This is a genomic window from Pseudomonas sp. BF-R-19 (assembly GCF_019956445.1).
Taxonomy (GTDB): domain Bacteria; phylum Pseudomonadota; class Gammaproteobacteria; order Pseudomonadales; family Pseudomonadaceae; genus Aquipseudomonas; species Aquipseudomonas fluorescens_BH.
Genome location: NZ_JAHBDN010000062.1, coordinates 31374 through 49887, shown reverse-complemented (window position 1 = coordinate 49887; position 18514 = coordinate 31374). Strand labels below are relative to the sequence as shown.

The following is an 18514-nucleotide window of genomic DNA, read 5'->3' as shown; positions in this document are numbered from 1 at the left end:
CTCGCGAAAGCGGTGTATCAGTCAACATTTTTGTCAATTGATACACCGCTTTCGCGAGCAAGCCCGCTCCCACACTAGACCGAGTTAGTGCAGTTTCAGCCGTGGCTCAGTCCCACGACCGATCTTGCTACCCAGCATCAGCATCGCCGTGCGGAACGGCCCGTACAGCGCCATCTGGTGCATGCGGTACAGCGACACGTAGAACATCCGCGCCAGCCAGCCTTCGAGCATCACGCTGCCGGTGAGGTTGCCCATCAGGTTACCCACAGCCGAAAAACGCGACAGCGAGATCAGCGAGCCGTAGTCGGTGTACTTGTACTCCGGCAGTGCCTTGCCTTCGATGCGCAGTTTCAGCGATTTGGCCAGCAACGAAGCCTGTTGGTGAGCGGCCTGGGCACGTGGCGGCACATTGCGGTCGCTGCCCGGTTGCGGGCAAGCGGCGCAGTCACCGAAGGCGAAGATGTTCTCGTCGCGGGTGGTTTGCAGGGTTGGCAGCACTTGCAGCTGATTGATGCGGTTGGTTTCCAGGCCATCGATGTCCTTGAGGAAACCCGGTGCGCGAATCCCCGCGGCCCAGACTTTCAGGCTGGCCTTGATTTCGTTGCCGTCGGCGGTGATCAGGCTATCGGCCGTCACTTCGCTGACAGCGGCATTGGTCATGACGTTGACCCCGAGCTTCTCCAGGGTTTTATGCACAGGTCCGCCAATCCGCTCTGGCAGCGCCGGCAGCACCCGTGGACCGGCTTCGATCAGGGTGATGTGCATGTTTTCCGGTTTGATCCGGTCCAGGCCATAGGCTGCCAGTTCGTGGGCGGCGTTGTGCAGTTCGGCGGCCAGTTCGACTCCGGTGGCACCGGCGCCGACGATGGCCACGCTGATTTGTTCGATCGTGTCGGTCTGACCGGCGTGAGCGCGCAAATAGTGATTGAGCAGTTGCTGGTGGAATCGCTCGGCCTGTTTGCGGGTGTCGAGGAACAGGCAGTGTTGCGCCGCGCCCTGGGTGCCGAAATCGTTGGTGGTGCTGCCGACGGAGATCACCAGTGAGTCGTAAGGCACTTCGCGGGCCGGCACCAGCTCCACACCAGCTTCGTCATAGGTGGCGGCCAGCTGGATTTTTTTCTTCGCGCGATCGAGCCCGCTCATGCGCCCCAGCTGGAACTCGAAATGGTTCCATTTGGCTTGGGCGACATAGTTGAGTTCGTCTTCGGAAGAGTTCAGGGAACCGGCCGCCACTTCGTGCAACAACGGTTTCCAGATGTGGGTCAGGTTCGCGTCGACCAGCATCACGCTGGCCGTGCCGCGCTTGCCCAGAGTCTTACCCAGACGGGTAGCCAACTCCAGACCGCCGGCGCCGCCGCCGACAATGACAATACGATGGGACATGGGGATAACTCGCAAGGCTAAAGGAAATCGGTGCAATTACCCGAGCGAGCGCGAGGCAGCTCATAGCGTCAGGTAACTGATAAGTCGGCTCAAAAGGCCCAGACCAATGGTCACTGCCAGGACCAGTACAAGGAGCATCCACGGCCGAAAAGGCCGGCGCTCGACTTGGTGCTGGGACAACTGCAGGTACTCTTCGACATGCTTTTGGTCATCGGGGTTCAGGCGGCTGGTCATATCGGGCCTCGTCAGGGGTAGACGTTGCTGAATGTGTAGAAGCTACAGGGAAATTATTCAGCTGTGAACGGAGCTTAGCTGCTGACCGGGGAAAGGCTCGAGGCTCACAGGCTGATCCCGACGTCGAACACAATGCTGCGCCCCAGGTTGCTGCGCAAGAAGTCCGGCGCATCCGGGTGAGCGAACAGCACGCGGGCGAATGTCGGCCCAACCAATGACAGCGAACGCCAGCCTTGGCGCAGGTATTCGGTCGGCGGCGGGAAATGGCTGTTGAGGTCCAGCACTTCGCGTTTGAGGCTGGCGAAGGCAATGATGTCCAGTTCACCCAGATCCATGCCGCGCTCTTTGTAGTTGTGCGCTTTTTTGCGCAAGGTCGGCGCCAATCGCAGCAAAAACTCGTTGGCGGGGATGCGTCGTGGCTTGGCCTCGCGGCGCACCAGTTGACTCAGGGAAAACGCGCTGCGTCGGCGTTGCAGTTCGTCGCGCCATTCATCGTTGAGGCGCCGCCCCTCGTCGAGCACGAAGAACACCTCGAAACTGGCATCGCGAAACAACACATCCGGCGGCTCCCCGGCGGGGGCGAACTCATCGGCACGATAGGGAATGTTCAAGCCTTGCAGCAGGCGCTGGCAGACCCAACGCTCTCGCTCCCATTTGCGGGCATTGGACAGGAACGCGTTGGCTTGCTCGGCCGCGATGGTCAGCAGGCGTAAATAATCTGAGTCATCCATAGGCCCAAGCTTAGCGTTCAAATGTGATCGCAAAGAAGACAATTTGTCGCAGAGGCTCATAGCCTCCCGTTCCCATGCCCGTTCCAGGGCCCTGCACAAAATGGATAGTGATCTGCGCTCACTGGCTATTGCCACGTATCGGGCGGCTCTACCCTCGGCTGTACGGACGTAAGCCGTGTTACCGACGCTCTAAAAAAACAACAACAAGAGATATATGCCATGCGCAAGATCGACGTACATGAGGTTATCGACAACGCTCGTTTCAACCGCTTTCACTGGATGGTGCTGTTCTGGTGTGCCCTGATCATCATCTTCGACGGTTACGATCTGGTGATCTACGGCGTGGTCCTGCCGATGCTGATGAAAGAGTGGGGGCTCAGTCCTCTGCAAGCCGGTGCCCTGGGCAGCTATGCACTGTTCGGCATGATGTTCGGCGCGCTGTTCTTCGGACCGCTGTCGGACAGGATCGGCCGCAAAAAAGCCATCACGATCTGCGTGATGCTCTTCAGTGGTTTCACCGTGCTCAACGGTTTCGCCCGAAACCCCACCGAGTTCGGCCTCTGTCGCTTCATTGCCGGGCTCGGCATTGGCGGCGTGATGCCTAACGTCGTGGCACTGATGAACGAGTACGCGCCAAAAAAAATCCGCAGCACGCTGGTGGCGATCATGTTCAGCGGTTACTCGGTGGGCGGCATGCTGTCCGCCGGGCTGGGCATTGTGCTGATCCCGAGTTTCGGCTGGCAGTCGGTGTTTTACGTGGCGGTCCTGCCGTTGCTGTTGTTGCCGCTGATCATGTATTTCCTGCCCGAATCGGTGGGCTTCATGTTGCGTCAGGGGCGTAATGAAGAGGCGCGCAATATTCTTCAGCGGATTGATCCGGCCTACGTCGCGCAAACCTCTGATCAATTGCACATGGCCGAAGTGAAAGGCACCGGCACACCAGTGTTGCAGTTGTTCCGTGAAGGCCGTGCGCTGCGCACGCTGATGCTGTGGCTGGCGTTTTTCTGCTGCCTGCTGATGGTGTACGCGCTGAGTTCCTGGCTGCCGAAACTGATGGCCAACGCCGGTTACAGCCTGGGTTCGAGCCTGTCGTTCCTGCTGGTGTTGAACTTCGGCGCGATCTTCGGCGCGGTCGGTGGCGGGGTGCTGGGTGACAAACTCAATCTGCCGCGGGTGCTGTCGGTGTTTTTCGCCATGGCGGCGGTGTCGATCACCCTGTTGGGCTTCAACAGCCCGATGCCGGTGTTGTACCTGCTGATCGCCATTGCGGGTGCCACCACCATTGGCTCGCAGATTCTTTTGTACGCCTGCGCCGCGCAGTTTTATTCCATGACCATTCGTTCCACCGGCTTGGGCTGGGCGTCGGGCATTGGGCGCAACGGGGCCATCGTCGGTCCGCTGCTGGGTGGCGCCTTGCTCGGGATCAGCCTGCCCCTGCAACTGAACTTCATGGCGTTTGCCTTGCCCGGTGCGGTGGCGGCTCTGGCCATGACCGTGTTCGCCATCAGCAGCCGACGCAGCGCTGCTGGCGTCAACCCAGCGTTGTCAGCGACCGGTGCCTGAATCATGAAAGCGTTTTTCCAGGACTTCTCGTTGTCAGCCGCCGTGGCTGGATTGATTGCCACGGTGATTTCCTATGCCGGCCCGTTGGTGATCATCTTTCAGGCGGCAGAAGCGGCGCATCTTTCGCGGGAAGTGTTGTCGTCCTGGATCTGGGCGATCTCCATTGGTAGCGCCGTGCTCGGTATCGGTTTGAGCCTGCGCTACCGCGTTCCGGTGATCATCGCCTGGTCGGCGCCGGGCTCGGCGTTGCTGGTGACGCTGTTGCCGGACATCTCCATGGCAGAGGCGGTGGGGGCTTATCTGGTCAGCAGCCTGATCATTTTCGTGGTCGGCATCTCGGGGGCTTTCGACCGGATCATCAGCAAGCTGCCCGCCGCCATCGCGGCGGCGATGCTGGCGGGGATCCTGTTCAGTTTCGGCACCGGCTTGTTCGTGTCGATGCAGCACAAGCCGTTGCTGGTCCTGGCGATGTTTGCCTGCTACCTGATCTGCAAGCGTGTGATGCCGCGTTATGCAGTGATGATGGTGCTGCTGGTGGGCTGTTCGATTGCCGCGTTCACCGGTGATTTGCATCGTGAAGCACTGGTGATCGGCCTGGCTACGCCGGTGTGGATCACGCCTGAGTTCAGCCTGGGCGCGATCCTGAACATCGCCTTGCCGCTGGTGATGGTGGCGCTGACCGGTCAATTCGTGCCCGGCATGGCGGTGCTGCGCGCCAGTGGATACCCAACGCCGGCGAGCCCGATCATCGCCAGTAGCGCGCTGGGCACGGCATTGCTGGCGCCGTTCGGTTGCCATGGACTGAATCTGGCGGCGATCACCGCAGCAATCTGCACCGGTCGCGAAGCCCACGAAGATCCTCGCAAACGCTACGTGGCCGGAGTTGTCGGCGGCCTGTGCTACCTGCTGTTTGGAATCTTCGGCGCCACGCTGGTCTCGCTGTTTTCAGCGTTCCCCAAAGAGTTGATCGCGGCACTGGCCGGCCTTGCCTTGTTCGCCGCCATTGCCGGCGCGTTGACGGGCGCGATGGCGGTGCCGAGCGATCGCGAAGCCGCGCTGGTGACCTTTCTGGTCACGGCTTCGGGCATGTCGCTGTTCGGTTTGTCCGCGGCGTTCTGGGGGCTGATTTTCGGCATGCTCACCCATGTGCTGTTGAGCGCCCGTCGTTCCGTCCCCCGTCGCAAATCCACTGCAACTGAAGTCCTTCAACCAGTCGATCAATAACAATAAGAGAAAAACGATGAAACAGATTCTCCCAACAACCGGTTCGGCGTTGTCCCTGGCTGTCGTCTCGGGTTTTTCCACAGGCGCGATGGCGGCGGAAACCGGCTTTGTCGAAGACACCACCGCGACGTTGCAGGCGCGCAATTACTACTTCAGCCGCGACTATTCCGACATCGTCGGCGCCAACCAGCAATCGAAGGCTGAAGAGTGGGCCCAGGGTTTCATCCTCAACGTGAAGTCCGGATACACCCCGGGCACCGTAGGGTTTGGGGTGGACGTCATCGGCTTGCTCGGCCTCAAGCTCGACAGCGCCCCGGACCGGACCAATACCGGTTTGCTGCCGGTGCAGGACGACGGCCGCGCGGCGGACAACTACAGCCGCCTGGAAGGCGCGTTAAAGATGCGCTACTCCAAAACCGAACTGAAAGTCGGTGAGCTGCAACCCAATCTGCCAGTGTTGGCATTCAGCGATATTCGCCTGCTGCCACCGAGTTATCAGGGCGCAAGCATCACCTCCAACGAGATCAATGGCCTGACCCTGCAGGGTGGTCACTTGAGTTCAACCAGCCTGCGCAACGAGGCTGGCGACGAAAAGATGCAAGCGATGCTGGGCCATGTGCCGCAGCGCCAGGTCAGTAGTGACGGTTTCAATTTTGCCGGCGCTGATTATGTCTTCAACGACAAGCGCAGCTCGGTCAGCGCCTGGTACGGGCAACTGGAAGATATCTACAACCAGCGTTTTCTGGGTTTAAAGCACAGTGAGCCGGTGGGCGACTGGGTCCTCGGTGCCAACCTCGGTTACTACGATTCGCGCGAGGACGGCGAGAAACTGCTGGGCAACATCGACAACCAGGCGTTCTTCTCGTTGCTGTCGGCCAAGCGTGGCGGCCATACGTTTTACGTCGGCTATCAGGGCATGTTCGGTGACAGTGCGTTCCCACGGGTGTTTGCCAACATCTCACCACTGGGCAACGAAGTACCGACCTACGAGTTTGCCTCCACCGATGAACGTTCCTGGCAGGCGCGCTACGACTACGACTTCGCGGCGCTCGGCGTGCCGGGGCTGACCAGCACCGTGCGCTACATCAGCGGCAATAACGTCGATACCGGCAAGGGCTATGAAGGCAAGGATCGCGAGCGGGACCTGGACATCGGCTATGTGCTGCAGAGCGGCAGCCTCAAGGGCCTTGGCATCCGTGTGCGCAATGCGATGGCGCGTTCAAACTACCGCAGTGATATCGACGAGAACCGCTTGATCCTCAGCTACACGTGGACCTTGCTGTGAGCCATTGATCACAGGTTGCTGGTGCAATCACCCATGACGTTGTAGGTCACGCGATGGGTCTGGCCCTGATGATCGACATACTCCATGGTCGCCGGTACAACCCCGCACGCGGTCGCCGTGTCGGACACAGAAACCACCTTGGCGATGTCCAGTGGCTGCGCCGGGTTGTACAGGACCGCGAGGGGTTCGTTGTCGGCGGCCATGGCCGAGGTGGCGATGACGGTCAGCAACAGGCTGATCAACGTTTTCATGTTGGCGTGCTCCGTGTCGGTTCTGATGTCTGAATTTTAGTCTTTGCCACCGACGGATAAAGGGGCGAACGGCGGATGCAGCCTTACATAAAACGTAACAGTCATCGCCCGAGGGGGGCTTATGGATGTGCTTAACAACTTGCGCGTGTTTATCCGGGTGGTGGACTGCGCCAGTTTCACCGGGGCTGCCGATGCGCTGGATCTGTCGACCGCGCAGGTATCCCGATTGGTGGCGGATCTGGAGGAGCATGTACAGGCGCGTCTGCTGCAACGCACCACGCGGCGCTTGAGCCTGACCGATGCCGGCGAGCGCTTGCTGCTGCGCAGCCGACAAATCGTCGAAGCCATGGATGAGGCGACGGCCGAGGCACGTGGCGCTCATATCAATCCGTCCGGACGCCTGCGGGTGCATAGCATGAACGGCCTGGGTGTGCTGCTCACGCCGTTGATCGCCCGCTACAGTGAGCTGTTTCCCGATGTGGTGTTCGAGCTGACCTTGTCACAGCGCAATCCCGATCCGCTGGAGGAGGGTCACGATGTGGTGATTTCGATCGCTCCCGAACTGGCCGATTCGCAAATGGTTGCGCAGGCCATCGGGCAGATCTACAGCGTGCCCTGTGCCTCCCCGGCTTACTTGCAACGCCGAGGTGTGCCGCAGCAGCCGCTGGCGCTGAGCGATCATCAATGCCTGCGCATGCTCGACCCCTTGTACAGCGATCAATGGCTGTTCCAGGACGAGCACGGCGAGCACGCCGTCAGCCCGGCCAAGACCTTTCAGTGCAATGTTGCCGAGTCGATGGTCAAGGCTTCGGAGGCGGGCATGGGCATCAGCCTGTTGCCGTTCTACACCGCGACGCGGCCCTTGAGCGACGGCACTTTGCTGCGTGTGTTACCTGCATGGCGCCTGCGCGAGCGCAATGTGTATGCGCTGTATCCTTCGCGACGCTTTCTCGATGCCAAGGTGCGCACCTGGGTGGACTTTCTCAAGTCTGAGCTACCGAAGCTGTTCGCCGAACATGATGCGGTGATGAACGATCCGCGGCATTGGGCTTGAGGTCGAAGGGCCGGCGAGCGGCGGTGTAGACTGAGTGTCGGTTGTTCTTCGCCTGGGAGGCGCGCGTAGCCATGATCGGTGCCGAGTTGCTGTCATCGCAAACCCTTGCGGTCGGCTGGCTGATCTATGTGCCGGTGTTGATCTGGGCGATCTGTCGCGCGCCGTGGGTTGAACTGTTCACCGACAGCCGTCGTCAGCATCTGCTGTTTGGAACGGTGTTTGCGCTGTTTCTGTTGTGGCTGGTGCGGCGCGACTTTGATACCGGCGTGTCTTACCACTTCATCGGCATGACAGCGGTGACGCTACTGCTGGACTGGCCACTGGCGCTGGTGGGGGGGTTGGTTGCACAAACGGGGCTGGTGTTGCTCGGCCGACAGGACCTGGCGGCGGTCGGGGTCAATGGCGCGCTGCTGATTGCGCTGCCGGTGCTGGTCACCGAGTGCTGCGCGATCCTGGTGGAGCGTGCGCAGCCGCGAAATCCCTTCGTGTATATCTTCGTTTCCGGATTCTTTGCTGCCGCGCTGTCGGCGTTGCTGTGCCTGCTGCTGGCGCTTTGGTTGTTATGGTTCGACGAGCGTTTTGCCATGCCGTACTGGCTGGAGGATTTTGTCGGATATCTGTGGCTGATCATTTTTCCCGAAGCGTTTATCAACGGCATGATCGTCAGTGCGCTGGTGGTGTTCTGCCCGGAATGGCTTGAGACGTTCAACCGCACACGCTACCTCTCGGCCCCCTGGAAAGACGACGATCCCAAGTCCTGATCCGCATCAAAACCTGGAATCGCCCATTCGAAGGATCAGTGGCGCGGGTCGAAGTCGCCGCTGAACATCTCGTCCTCGGCATCGGGAGCCACTGGAATCTTGTGCTCTTCGGACGCCCAGGCGCCCAGGTCGATCAGTTTGCAGCGGTCGGAGCAGAATGGCCGGAATTTACTCTCGGCGGTCCATTCCACGGGGGCGCCACAGGTTGGGCATTCGACGGTTGTTGGTTGGCTCATGACTGGCCTCCACGCAAAGAAAGATAAAAGTGATGCAGGCGTTCGACCTCGCTGTGCAGCCAGGCAAGGTCGCGGTCATTGACCACGACGTCGTCGGCATGGCTCACGCGATCCTGGCGGCTGGACTGGGCCTTGAGGATCGCCTGGACTTGCTGCTCGCTGGTCTGGTCACGTTGCAGGGTACGTTCGATCTGCAATTGTTCGGGGGCATCGATCACCAGCACCCGTTGGGTCATGGCGTATTGCCCGGACTCGATCAGCAGCGGCGAAACCAGAATCGCATAAGGCGATTTTGCCAGCGCCAGGTGGTGAGCGATCTCCTCGCCGATCAGCGGATGCAGGAGCGCCTCCAGCCAGCGGCGCTCTTCAGGCACCTCGAAGATCAATTTGCGTAGCGCGGCGCGGTCCAGTAGCCCGTCGGCCTGCAACACGCCGGTGCCGAAGTGCCCGGCGATTTGTGCCAGTGCCGGGCGGCCGGGTTCCACTACCCAGCGAGCGGCATGATCGGCGTCGACCACATGCACGCCCAGATCGATGAAGTGTTGGGCGGCCGCACTTTTGCCGCTGCCGATGCCGCCGGTCAGGCCGAGAATCCAGGGTTTTTCCACAGGGCTATTCATTTCAAACCGACAAACTGCCAATAGAGGTCGGTTATTTGACCACCCCAGAGCAACGCAATCCAGCCGGCAATGGCCAGATAGGGGCCGAAAGGGATCGGCGTCGAGGTTTTTGCGTTGCGCCAGCGCAGCAGCATCAGCCCGATAATGGCACCCACCAGCGAGGACAGCAGGATGGTCAGCGGCAAAATCTGCCAGCCACCCCAGGCGCCCAGCATCGCCAGCAGCTTGAAGTCGCCGTAGCCCATGCCGTCCTTGCCCGTGATCAGCTTGAACAGCCAGAACACCGACCACAGCAGGCCGTAGCCGGCGATCGCCCCCCAAAGCGCCTCGTGCAGCGACACGAACAGGCCGAAACTGTTGACGATCAACCCCAGCCAAATCAACGGCAGCACCAGTACGTCCGGCAATATCTGATGTTCGGCGTCGATCAGGCTCATCGCCAGCAACCCCCAGCTCAGGACCAGCACCAGGGCGGCCGGCCAACCGAAGCCGAAGTGCCAGGCAACAAACGCCGACAACAGGCCGCAGGCCAGTTCGGTCAACGGATAGCGCGGGCTGATCGCTGCCGCACAGGCTGAACAACGGCCGCGCAAAAACACATAACTGAGCAGCGGGATGTTTTCCCAGGCGCGGATTCGGTGACCGCAGTGCGGGCACTGGGAGTGGGGCAGCAACAGGTTGTAGGTTGGCAGCGGCGTTTCGCCAGGCAGCCCGAGAATGTCATGGGCCTGCTCGCGCCAGTCGCGTTCGAGCATTTTCGGCAGGCGCCAGATCACGACATTGAGAAAACTGCCGACCAGCAGGCCGGTGATGCCTGCGAGAAGGACAAAGGCCAGCGGAGAGTGAATCAGAATTTCATTCAAGGGCATGTCAGATCGCTGAGCCAAGTTGGAAGATGGGCAGGTACATGGCAACTACCAGTCCACCGACGATAACACCCAGCACCACCATGATGAACGGTTCCATCAGGCTGGTGAGGTTATCGACCATGTTATCGACGTTGTCTTCGTAGAACCCCGCGACTTTGTCGAGCATAGCGTCCAGGGTGCCTGACTCTTCGCCGATGGCGGTCATTTGTATCGCCATGTTCGGAAAGACGCCGCAGGTGCGCATGGCGAAATGCAATTGCATGCCGGTCGAGATGTCCTGCCGGATGCGCAATACCGCACGCTTGAACACGACATTGCCGGTCGCACCGGCCACGGATTCCAGGGCCTCCACCAGCGGTACGCCGGCAGCGAAAGTGGTCGACAGTGTACGGGCGAACCGGGCCACGGCGGACTTGTGCATCAAGGTGCCCACCAGCGGCAGTTTCAGCAGCCAGGTGTCCATCCGGTCACGCAAGGCCGGGGATGTCCTGAGGGCGTGGCGCACGCCGAAGGCCGTTGTGACCAGCGTGCCAAGGACCACCCACCACCAGGCCTGCATGAATTGCGACAGGCCAATGACCATTACGGTGAAGGCCGGCAGTTCGGCACCAAAGCCTTTGAACACCGACTCGAACTGCGGCACGACATTGACCAGCAGAATCCCGGTGACAATCGCCGCGACGAACACCACCACCAGCGGGTAGGTCATGGCTTTCCTGATCCTGGCCTTGAGGCTTTCGCTTTTTTCCTTGTAGGTCGCCACCCGTTCCAAAAGGGTGTCGAGGGCACCGGCCTGCTCGCCGGCATCCACCAGGTTGCAATACAGCTCATCGAAATACCGGGGTTTCTTGCGCAGGGCGGCGGCGAAGCTGCTGCCTGCCGCAACTTCCTGTTTCAGTTCGTCCACCAGCTTGCGCATGGCCGGATTGTCGAAGCCTTCGCCGATAATGTCGAACGACTGCAACAACGGCACGCCGGCCTTCATCATCGTTGCCATTTGCCGGGTGAACAGGGCAATGTCCTGGGCCTTGATGCGCTTGCCCATGCTGAAGAACGAATGGTTTTTCTTGCGAACCTTGCCGGGACTGATGCCTTGCTTGCGCAGTTTCGCCTTGATCAGCGCCGGGTTTTGAGCGCTGAGTTCGCCGGTCACTTTTGTGCCTTTGCGGTCGATGCCTTCCCATGCATACACGCTGATTTTCGCTGCCTTGACCGCCATGTTCAGTCCTGGGTATTCCGATTGAATTGCTCTTATAGCCTAGTCAAAGGACGGGGCCAAACCCGCCAGGGTGAGGTGACAAAAAACGTCAGATAGTGCTGAACCTGATAGTAGGTAAGCGCTTTGCGGCCACTACGCCCCCTGCCAACAGGGGCTTCTGGCCTTGGCACAGGCTGTGCTGCCATGGGGCAGGTCATGAGCCTTCGACTCATGCATGGAGCTTGTACATGAACAATCAAAAAGGTTTTACCCTGATCGAGTTGCTCGTCGTGGTGGCGATCATCGGGATCCTGGCAACATTGGGTCTGCCGATGTATTCCAAGTACCAGGCTCGGGCCAAGGTCACGGCGGCGCTGGCTGAGCTGACTGCAATGAAGGTGCCGTTCGAGGATGTGATCAGCCAGGGGGAAACCCCGACAATTGCCAATGTGGCGCCTGCCGGTGCGACATCGACCAACCACTGCGCCCTGTCTGTGACGGCTACAACGCAGGCGGGAGCGGGATCAATCGTTTGTACGTTGCGCAATGCCCCGGGGGTGGTCCAGGACAAAACCGTCACCCTGACACGAGACGAAACCAAAGGCTGGTCATGCAAGAGCAGCGTTTCCCAGGACTACTTGCCTAAAGGGTGTTCCGGTTCAGCGGCATGAATTGCTGAATCAAGTCCCCGCTTTTGCGGGGATTTTCCTGTTTGTCGAGCCGTCGTCAAATGCCACAGATAAAGCTTAGAAATTCAGCATCTTAGGAACTTTCCATAAACCCGCAACTTGCACGCAGTGTTTGTGCTTCTCGTGCATTTTGCATGATTTCGAAAATCGGCTTGTTTTATAACTTATTGATTAATAAGACTTTATTCTCTGTTTCAAAGTTGGCACAGCGTTCGCAATATCCTTGGTAACCCTGCCGACAAGACACCCGGCAGACTTTCCGAAAAACAGGAGTTACTCGTATGAAGAAGTTCGCTATCACTGCCGCTGCTGCTACCGCGCTGACCCTGACCATGGGCAACGCCGCGTTTGCTCAAACCACCCAGGCAACCCAGTCGCCAATGGTGCTGGCTGCCGGTGAAATGACCGAAGCGAAAGAAGCTACTTCCGATACCTGGATCACCACCAAAGTCAAAGCTGACCTGATGACCGAAAAAGGCATTCCAGGTACCGACATCAAGGTTGAAACCAACAAAGGCGTGGTATCGCTGTCGTCGACCACCGCCGTGACCGATTCGCAAAAAGAAATGGCTGTGGCCATCACCAAGAAGATCAAAGGCGTCAAGGCGGTCTCCGCTGACGGCCTGAAAGCCGAGTAAGGCAAGACTTCTCGCCTGGACCGGGAGAGGGCGCGACAGACGGGTCGAGTCATACGTCTGTTGCAACCAGAGGGTTCATGCGAACGGCCAAAGGATGTTGGCCACTACAGGCCCCGCGTATTTTTGCCGGGGCCTGTTCTATGTGTAGCGCTGAAAAACCAATGTGGGAGCGGGCTTGCTCGCGAAGGCTGACTGACATTCAACACATGCGTTGAATGAAAGACTGCTTTCGCGAGCAAGCCCGCTCCCACATTGGATAGTGCTAATTAATTGCCGCGTTTGCTGGTGATCTGTTTCAGCCGATTACCTTCGAACCGCAAGTATTGATACATCCCGCCATTCGGTCCGTAGGTCCATTCCTCGACCTGAAACTCCTCACGCCGATCTGCACTGCGTTTGTAACCCAGCAAGTCGCGACTGACCGGTTCACCGCATTTCTGCAAAACCTCACTCGAGCGATCGCCGACGCTGATCAACTGGCTGCCACAGCGCAGGGTATCGGCCGCCCAAGCCTGACTGGCGGAGAGCGCCAGGATCAGGCCAGTCAGCTGCCGCCGCATCATCACTCGGCATCCAGATGCATCGGAGTCACCACGCGGCCGTCACTTTGCGCCTCGCCCAGATTGGTGTCGATGAAATACACCCGGTCATCTTCCAGCTGGGCCTTGTCGACCAGGTAATCCTTGATGCTGCTGGCGCGTTCCTGGCCCAGTTGACGCAACAGCACGTCGCTGGAACTCCAGAACTTGATCACCTCGGCACGCATTTTCGCGGTGCGCTCTTCCTTGCCCAGGTCCTTCCATTCGGCAGGGGGCTGGGTTTTCAGGCGGGTGCGGTAGATACCTTCGAGCAGCGGGCCTTTTTCCCCGTCCGGCACTTCCAGCAACGAAGCCTGGGCCGGAACCTTGTCACCGCGGCGCTGGAGCATTTTGTAGTAGTTGTACTGGTATTCACGCTCCAGGCGTTGTTCGGCGATCAGCGGGCCATCGCTGCTCTGGGCGGCGGTGCCTTCGATTTCCAGGCGCAGGGCCGGGCGTTCCTTGAGTGCCTTGGACAGTTTGTCCAGGGCGCCTTCGGCGTCCTTGCCCAATTCACTGGAACCGGCTGCGAATGAAACGCTGCCCAGGTCTTCCGAGCCGCCACCGTTGACCAGCCCGCCAATGAGTTTGAACGGTGCTGCCGCGGTTTTGACGATCAGGTTGCGCAGGGTCTGCCAGATAATCGGCATGACGCTGAACTGAGGGTTGTTCAGGTCGCCGCTGACCGGCAGTTCGATGGAGATCTTGCCGTCGACGTCCTTGAGCAAGGCAATCGCCAGTTTCAGCGGCAAGCTCACGGCATCCGGGCTGTCGACTTTTTCACCCAGTTGCAGTTGTTCGACCACCACTTTGTTTTCAGCTTTGAGCTGACCCTTGGTGATCTGGTAGTGCAGGTCGAGATTGAGCCGGCCCTTGCGGATACGGTAGCCGGCGAACTTGCCGGAGTAGGGCGTCAGCGTGGTCAGCTCCACGCGTTTGAAGCTGGTGGCGATGTCGAGACTGGCCATCGGGTCGAACGGATTGACCGAGCCCTTGATGGTCACCGGCGCGTAGCGATCGACCTTGCCCTTGACGTCGACACCGGCCGGTTTCGGCTGGCGGCTGTCGATGGTGCCGATCTGCCCGTTGAGTTGCTGGATGGCGGTAGCGAAGTTCGGGGTCAGGCTGAAGTCGGCGAAGTTGGCCGAACCGTCATTGATGAAAATGCCGCCGATGTGGATGCCCAGCGGTTTTTCGTTGCTGGCCGGTTTGCTCGCCGCCGGTTTTGTCCCGGAGTCCGCCGGTTGCGGAATCAGCAGGTCATCGATGTTGGTGGTGCGATCATCGTTGATCATGAAGCGCGCATAGGGCTGGAACAGGTTGATCTTGTCGATCGACAGGCTGTCCCCATGCTGATAGTTCAGGCCTTCGACCACGACCTGTTGCCACTTGAGGAAGTCGCGGGTTTTCAGGGTGTCCAGGGTATGCAACTGATCGACCTTGGCGCGGCCCGTAACGTTGAACGCCAGGGGTTCGGTACTTTTCAGGTCGACCGCCAGATCACTGCCGAGCATGCCGCTGCGCAGCTCCAGGCGAATGAACGGCGTGATGTAGGACTGGGCAACCCGCAGGTCGATGTCCTTGGTCTGTACCTTCAGTCTGGCGCTGACCGGGGCCAGGTTGACCTCGCCGTCGGCCATGATCCTGCCTTGCTTGCCCACGCCGGTATCGAGCTTGAGGGTAAAGGGTGAACCGTTGAGGCTGTCGAAATTCTGCAGGTCGAGGTTCAGCGGAGCCAGATCCAGGGCGACGGGAGGCTGTGCCTTGCGGTCAGCCAGATGCACCTGGTAATCGCGCAACTGCACATCCTTGAGCAACACCTGCCAGGGTTTGTCTGGGGCGGCCGGTTCAGGTTTCGGTGAGTCTGCCGCCGCCGGAGTGCTGGCCGGTTCGGCATCCGCCTTGGCTTTGGCAGAGGGTTTTGACGGTTGGCTGGCGAACAGTTTCTGCCAGTCGAGTTGGCCGTCCGATTCCAGCGCGGCCCAGGTTTCCAGTTTGTGGCTGCGGATCTTGCCGACCACCACTTGCTGTTTGGCCAGGTCCACGGTGGTTTCGCTGACGTCCAGGCGTTCGAGCTTCACCAGCGGCCGGCCATCCGGGGCCTTGATCGCGAAGGGGGCGATGTTGACAGCTACATTGCTCAGCAGCAGCTCGGTTTCCTTGGCCAGGCTGAATTTGTAGTCGGTACTGATGCTCATGACGCCGTTTTCGAGGTCCAGTGGCACGGCGTCGCGCACATAGGGCCAAAAGGCTTTCATCTTGCCATCAGTGATTTTCAGCTTACCTTCGGAGGCGATCGGGATCAGGCTGAAGTTGCCGGTCCAGTCGATCTGTCCGCCATTGGGGCCGACGGCCACCAAGGTCATGTCGGCGCTGTCATCGGGCAGGGTGCTGAGGTTCTTCAGCTCGAAATCGAGTGTGTCGTAGACAAACTCGATGGGCTCGCTGGGCCGGGCATCTTCAAAGTGCACGGCGCCGCCCGCCAGTTTGATTCGCTCGATGCGCAGCGGAAACGGCTTGGCATCCGGGTCGGCGGGTGTGGGTTCGCTCGCTGGCAGTTTGAACAGCCCCAGCAGATTGAGTTTGCCGTCCTTGCTGAACAGGATTTCGGTCTTGGGCTTGTCCAGTTCGACATCGGACAGGTGCACCGCCTTGGTCCACAGGCTGTCGAGTTGCAGATTGGCATACAGGCGTTCGAAACCGACCTGCTCCTTGCCGGGCTCGCCGATGTTCAAGCCCCAAAGGGTCAGTTCAAGGCTGAACGGATTGAGTTCGATTCGCTGGATCGTGGCGGGTGTGGTGGCGTAGTTGGCCAGTTGCTGGTTGGCAACGCGCAACGCGACACCCGGTAAAATCAGAAAACCCAGCAAGCTGTAGAGGGCCAGAGCAGTCAACAAGGCGCCGATGGCGCGAATCAATCCTTTGTACATGTGCGGCTTCATCTGTCTGGATCGGAGTGCCTTGGAGTATGGCACGCGTTTCCGGTTCCCAAGTGATTGGACTGATCAGGAAGTTTCAGATTTCTCCCACAGCGGTCAGAGCTGCAGAATCAGGGTTTTCAGCGGTGGTTGCTGATCCATAGACGGGAAGTCGGCGCCCGGTTTCATCACGCTCCACTCACGCACCGGCCGCCCGGCCTTCTCTGCGCAACGCAAAACCTGCTCGCGCCAGTCGTCCATGCTGACTTTTGCCAGGTTGTTGCAGCAGATCAGCACGCCGTTGTCGGCGGTGGTCAGCAGGGCCGGTTTGAGCAGGCTCTGGTAGTCGCGCAGCAGGTCGACGGTGCCGAATGCGCTCTTGGCCCAGGCCGGTGGATCGAGCAGTACCAGATCGTACTGGCGCTGTTCCAGACGCGGATAGCTCGGCAGTTTTTGCCCGCGGCGCTGGCTGATCGGCAGGCCGGCCAGTTGGCGAATGGCCGGGAAGTAGTCGGACTGGATAAATTCCATGGTCGGCAACTGCGGGTTGAGTTGGCCGTTCTCCCGACCGACCGCCAGATTGCCTTCGGCGAAGTCCAGGTTGCACACCTCGCGCGCACCACCGGCGGCGGCACTGAGGCCGACACCACAGGTGTAGGCGAACAGGTTCAGTACGCTTTTGTTCTTGCTGTGATCCTTGACCCAGCCGCGGGTGTTGCGCAGGTCGAGGAACAGCAGCGGGTCTTGTCCGGCATGGCGACCCCGTACCCGATAGTTCAGGCCCCATTCGTGGCCGACCAGGTCTTGCAGGGCGGCTTCATCGGCGCGGTAGACGATGTCTTCGCGGTCGATGCGCGAGTTGCCGCGGGAGCGGTCGTTGTAGACCAGCAGGGTGTCAAAACCCAGGTGTTGATTGATCGCTTCGTGCAGTTGCAGCAGCGTCTCGCGCTCCAGCGGCTGGTGGAAACTCTGCACCAGCAATTGCGGGCCGTAGCGGTCGATGGTCAGGCCCCCGGCGCCTTCCTGGCTGCCGTGGAACAGGCGATAGCAATCGGTACCCTGGCTGTGCAACTCCGCCAGCAGATCCTGGCGACGTTCGAGGGCGGCGCGCAGCGCCTGAATCAAGGAAGACATGCTGGGCGCCTTGCAGGAGGGAATTGGGCGCGGGAGTTTAACAGTTTTGGCACGGGACCGAGGTGCTGCCTTCGCGAGCAAGCCCGCTCCCACATCGGATTTTCTGTGAACATAAAACTCGAGTTCGACATAGATCCAATGTGGGAGCGGCGGTGCGACGACTCGACTTGCTCGCGAAGCTTTTGATCTTTGTTCTTTCTAAGTAATCCCCATCCGCCGTTTAGCCCGCTGCACCGACCCATTACGCACCGCCCAGCGCAGCATCGGCGCACTGCGATTGACGCTGGCGCGGATCAGCTTGCGTTGCAGCGGGTTCTGGCTGACACCGAGCATATCGCTGGCCCAGTCCGGCAGCAGATCGATCCCGGCCTGCATCATCAAACCGCCGAAAGGCTTGGCCAGGCGACTGGGGGACGGGGCGTTCAGCAACAGGCGCAGGACTTCACGACTGCGTTCGTCGCACAGCAACTGAGGGCGCATGCGCTCAAGGTAGTCGGCAATTTCCTGCCGCGAACGGGGCACATCCCGGGCCCCGAGGCGCTCGGCGACCAAGGCAATTTCGGCGTAGTAGCGATCCTGATCGACCTGCGACAGGTGCGGATTGCGATAGCGCAAATGTGCGGTGAGGAAGTTGCTGACTTCCGCTACGTGCACCCACGTCAGCAATTCGGGGTCGCTGGCGGCGTAGGCGCGTCCGTCCGGTGCCGTGCCGGTGATCTGCAAATGGATGGTGCGGACTTTTTCGATCAGCCAGTCGGCATCCTGTCGAGAACCGAAGGTGGTGCCGGAGATGAACTGCCCGGTGCGGCGCAAGCGGCCGAGCATGTCTTCACGGAAATTCGAATGGTCCCAGACCCCGGCCAATGCCAGAGGATGCAGGGCTTGCAGCATCAGGGCACTGATGCCACCGATCAGCATGCTGCTGAAATCGCCATGGACTTGCCAGCTCACCGAGTCCGGCCCGAACAGGCCGGGGTCGCCCTTGGGGTTTTCCAGATCGAGTTTGCCCAAAGACAAACCGGTCAGGCTCATGATCTGGGTTTCGATACGGGTGCGGATGAATTCCATGGCCACTCTGTAATTCTGTAGGAGCGAGCTTGCTCGCGATGGACGTTAACAATAACGCGTGCTTCCTGAATATACGCGGC

Annotated in this window: 19 protein-coding genes; 7 read left to right on the top strand and 12 right to left on the bottom strand. The window is 59.9% G+C overall.

Features of this window, described 5'->3' with window-relative positions:
* Window positions 1-84: 84 nt before the first annotated feature.
* The 3 genes from KGB28_RS18360 to KGB28_RS18350 all read right to left on the bottom strand — a co-directional run bounded on the left by KGB28_RS18360 (window position 85) and on the right by KGB28_RS18350 (window position 2348).
* Entirely contained in the window at window positions 85-1383 is a 1299-nt protein-coding gene (locus tag KGB28_RS18360) for an NAD(P)/FAD-dependent oxidoreductase (protein ID WP_150727051.1), read from the bottom strand.
* Between the two features lie 60 nt (window positions 1384-1443).
* On the bottom strand, window positions 1444-1617 hold the full coding sequence (locus tag KGB28_RS18355; RefSeq protein WP_007970531.1) for a DUF3094 domain-containing protein: 174 nt from the start codon (window positions 1615-1617) through the stop codon (window positions 1444-1446).
* A gap of 104 nt (window positions 1618-1721) precedes the next feature.
* Window positions 1722-2348, bottom strand: a complete 627-nt coding sequence (locus KGB28_RS18350) for a DUF1780 domain-containing protein (protein ID WP_007970534.1) — start codon at window positions 2346-2348, stop codon at window positions 1722-1724.
* 219 nt (window positions 2349-2567) lie between these two features.
* On the opposite strand from KGB28_RS18350, the gene KGB28_RS18345 reads away from it, so the two are divergent.
* The 3 genes from KGB28_RS18345 to KGB28_RS18335 are packed head-to-tail and all read left to right on the top strand — an operon-like array spanning window position 2568 to window position 6420.
* Window positions 2568-3911 (top strand): aromatic acid/H+ symport family MFS transporter, encoded by a 1344-nt coding sequence (locus KGB28_RS18345; protein WP_150727052.1) that lies wholly within the window; start codon window positions 2568-2570, stop codon window positions 3909-3911.
* Window positions 3912-3914: 3 nt separating this feature from the next.
* Window positions 3915-5135 carry a benzoate/H(+) symporter BenE family transporter gene (locus KGB28_RS18340; RefSeq protein ID WP_223446877.1) on the top strand — a complete coding sequence of 407 codons (1221 nt, stop codon included), beginning with the start codon at window positions 3915-3917 and terminating at the stop codon, window positions 5133-5135.
* Window positions 5136-5151: 16 nt separating this feature from the next.
* Window positions 5152-6420 carry an OprD family porin gene (locus KGB28_RS18335; protein ID WP_223446875.1) on the top strand — a complete coding sequence of 423 codons (1269 nt, stop codon included), beginning with the start codon at window positions 5152-5154 and terminating at the stop codon, window positions 6418-6420.
* Between the two features lie 8 nt (window positions 6421-6428).
* Here the strand turns inward: KGB28_RS18335 and KGB28_RS18330 are convergent, their stop codons facing one another.
* Window positions 6429-6671, bottom strand: a complete 243-nt coding sequence (locus KGB28_RS18330) for a DUF2790 domain-containing protein (protein ID WP_057713259.1) — start codon at window positions 6669-6671, stop codon at window positions 6429-6431.
* A gap of 121 nt (window positions 6672-6792) precedes the next feature.
* Here KGB28_RS18330 and KGB28_RS18325 point away from each other — a divergent pair, with 121 nt between their 5' ends.
* Entirely contained in the window at window positions 6793-7725 is a 933-nt protein-coding gene (locus KGB28_RS18325) for a LysR family transcriptional regulator (protein WP_223446873.1), read from the top strand.
* 71 nt (window positions 7726-7796) lie between these two features.
* A complete protein-coding gene (locus KGB28_RS18320; RefSeq protein WP_007990394.1) occupies window positions 7797-8486 on the top strand; it encodes an energy-coupling factor ABC transporter permease in 690 nt (229 codons plus the stop codon).
* Between the two features lie 35 nt (window positions 8487-8521).
* On the opposite strand, the gene yacG is transcribed toward KGB28_RS18320, so the two are convergent.
* Genes yacG through KGB28_RS18300 form a run of 4 tightly spaced genes read right to left on the bottom strand, consistent with a single transcriptional unit; the run spans window position 8522 to window position 11430 of the window.
* Window positions 8522-8722: a DNA gyrase inhibitor YacG gene (gene yacG, locus KGB28_RS18315; RefSeq protein WP_007970539.1), complete on the bottom strand. Its 201-nt coding sequence runs from the start codon at window positions 8720-8722 to the stop codon at window positions 8522-8524.
* Window positions 8719-9342, bottom strand: coding sequence for a dephospho-CoA kinase (gene coaE / locus KGB28_RS18310; RefSeq protein ID WP_223446871.1), 624 nt, complete (start codon window positions 9340-9342; stop codon window positions 8719-8721). Before coaE ends, yacG begins: the two co-directional genes overlap by 4 nt.
* Complete coding sequence (locus tag KGB28_RS18305; protein WP_223446869.1) at window positions 9339-10211, bottom strand: prepilin peptidase; 873 nt, start codon at window positions 10209-10211, stop codon at window positions 9339-9341. The genes coaE and KGB28_RS18305 overlap by 4 nt, the downstream gene beginning before the upstream one ends.
* 1 nt (window position 10212) lies before the next feature.
* Window positions 10213-11430, bottom strand: coding sequence for a type II secretion system F family protein (locus KGB28_RS18300; RefSeq protein ID WP_223446867.1), 1218 nt, complete (start codon window positions 11428-11430; stop codon window positions 10213-10215).
* A 227-nt stretch (window positions 11431-11657) separates the two neighbouring features.
* On the opposite strand from KGB28_RS18300, the gene KGB28_RS18295 reads away from it, so the two are divergent.
* Entirely contained in the window at window positions 11658-12080 is a 423-nt protein-coding gene (locus tag KGB28_RS18295; protein ID WP_223446865.1) for a pilin, read from the top strand.
* A gap of 299 nt (window positions 12081-12379) precedes the next feature.
* Window positions 12380-12736 carry a BON domain-containing protein gene (locus KGB28_RS18290; protein WP_223446863.1) on the top strand — a complete coding sequence of 119 codons (357 nt, stop codon included), beginning with the start codon at window positions 12380-12382 and terminating at the stop codon, window positions 12734-12736.
* A 266-nt stretch (window positions 12737-13002) separates the two neighbouring features.
* On the opposite strand, the gene KGB28_RS18285 is transcribed toward KGB28_RS18290, so the two are convergent.
* From KGB28_RS18285 to KGB28_RS18270, 4 genes are all read right to left on the bottom strand, one after another.
* Window positions 13003-13299 carry a DUF2845 domain-containing protein gene (locus KGB28_RS18285; protein WP_223446861.1) on the bottom strand — a complete coding sequence of 99 codons (297 nt, stop codon included), beginning with the start codon at window positions 13297-13299 and terminating at the stop codon, window positions 13003-13005.
* Window positions 13299-16256: a DUF748 domain-containing protein gene (locus tag KGB28_RS18280; protein ID WP_223446860.1), complete on the bottom strand. Its 2958-nt coding sequence runs from the start codon at window positions 16254-16256 to the stop codon at window positions 13299-13301. The genes KGB28_RS18285 and KGB28_RS18280 overlap by 1 nt, the downstream gene beginning before the upstream one ends.
* Window positions 16257-16349: 93 nt before the next feature.
* The gene (locus KGB28_RS18275) at window positions 16350-17366 is read right to left on the bottom strand and encodes a class I SAM-dependent rRNA methyltransferase (RefSeq protein WP_223446858.1); all 1017 of its coding nucleotides are present in this window, start codon (window positions 17364-17366) and stop codon (window positions 16350-16352) included.
* Between the two features lie 198 nt (window positions 17367-17564).
* Complete coding sequence (locus KGB28_RS18270) at window positions 17565-18434, bottom strand: oxygenase MpaB family protein (RefSeq protein WP_223446856.1); 870 nt, start codon at window positions 18432-18434, stop codon at window positions 17565-17567.
* Window positions 18435-18514 lie beyond the last annotated feature (80 nt).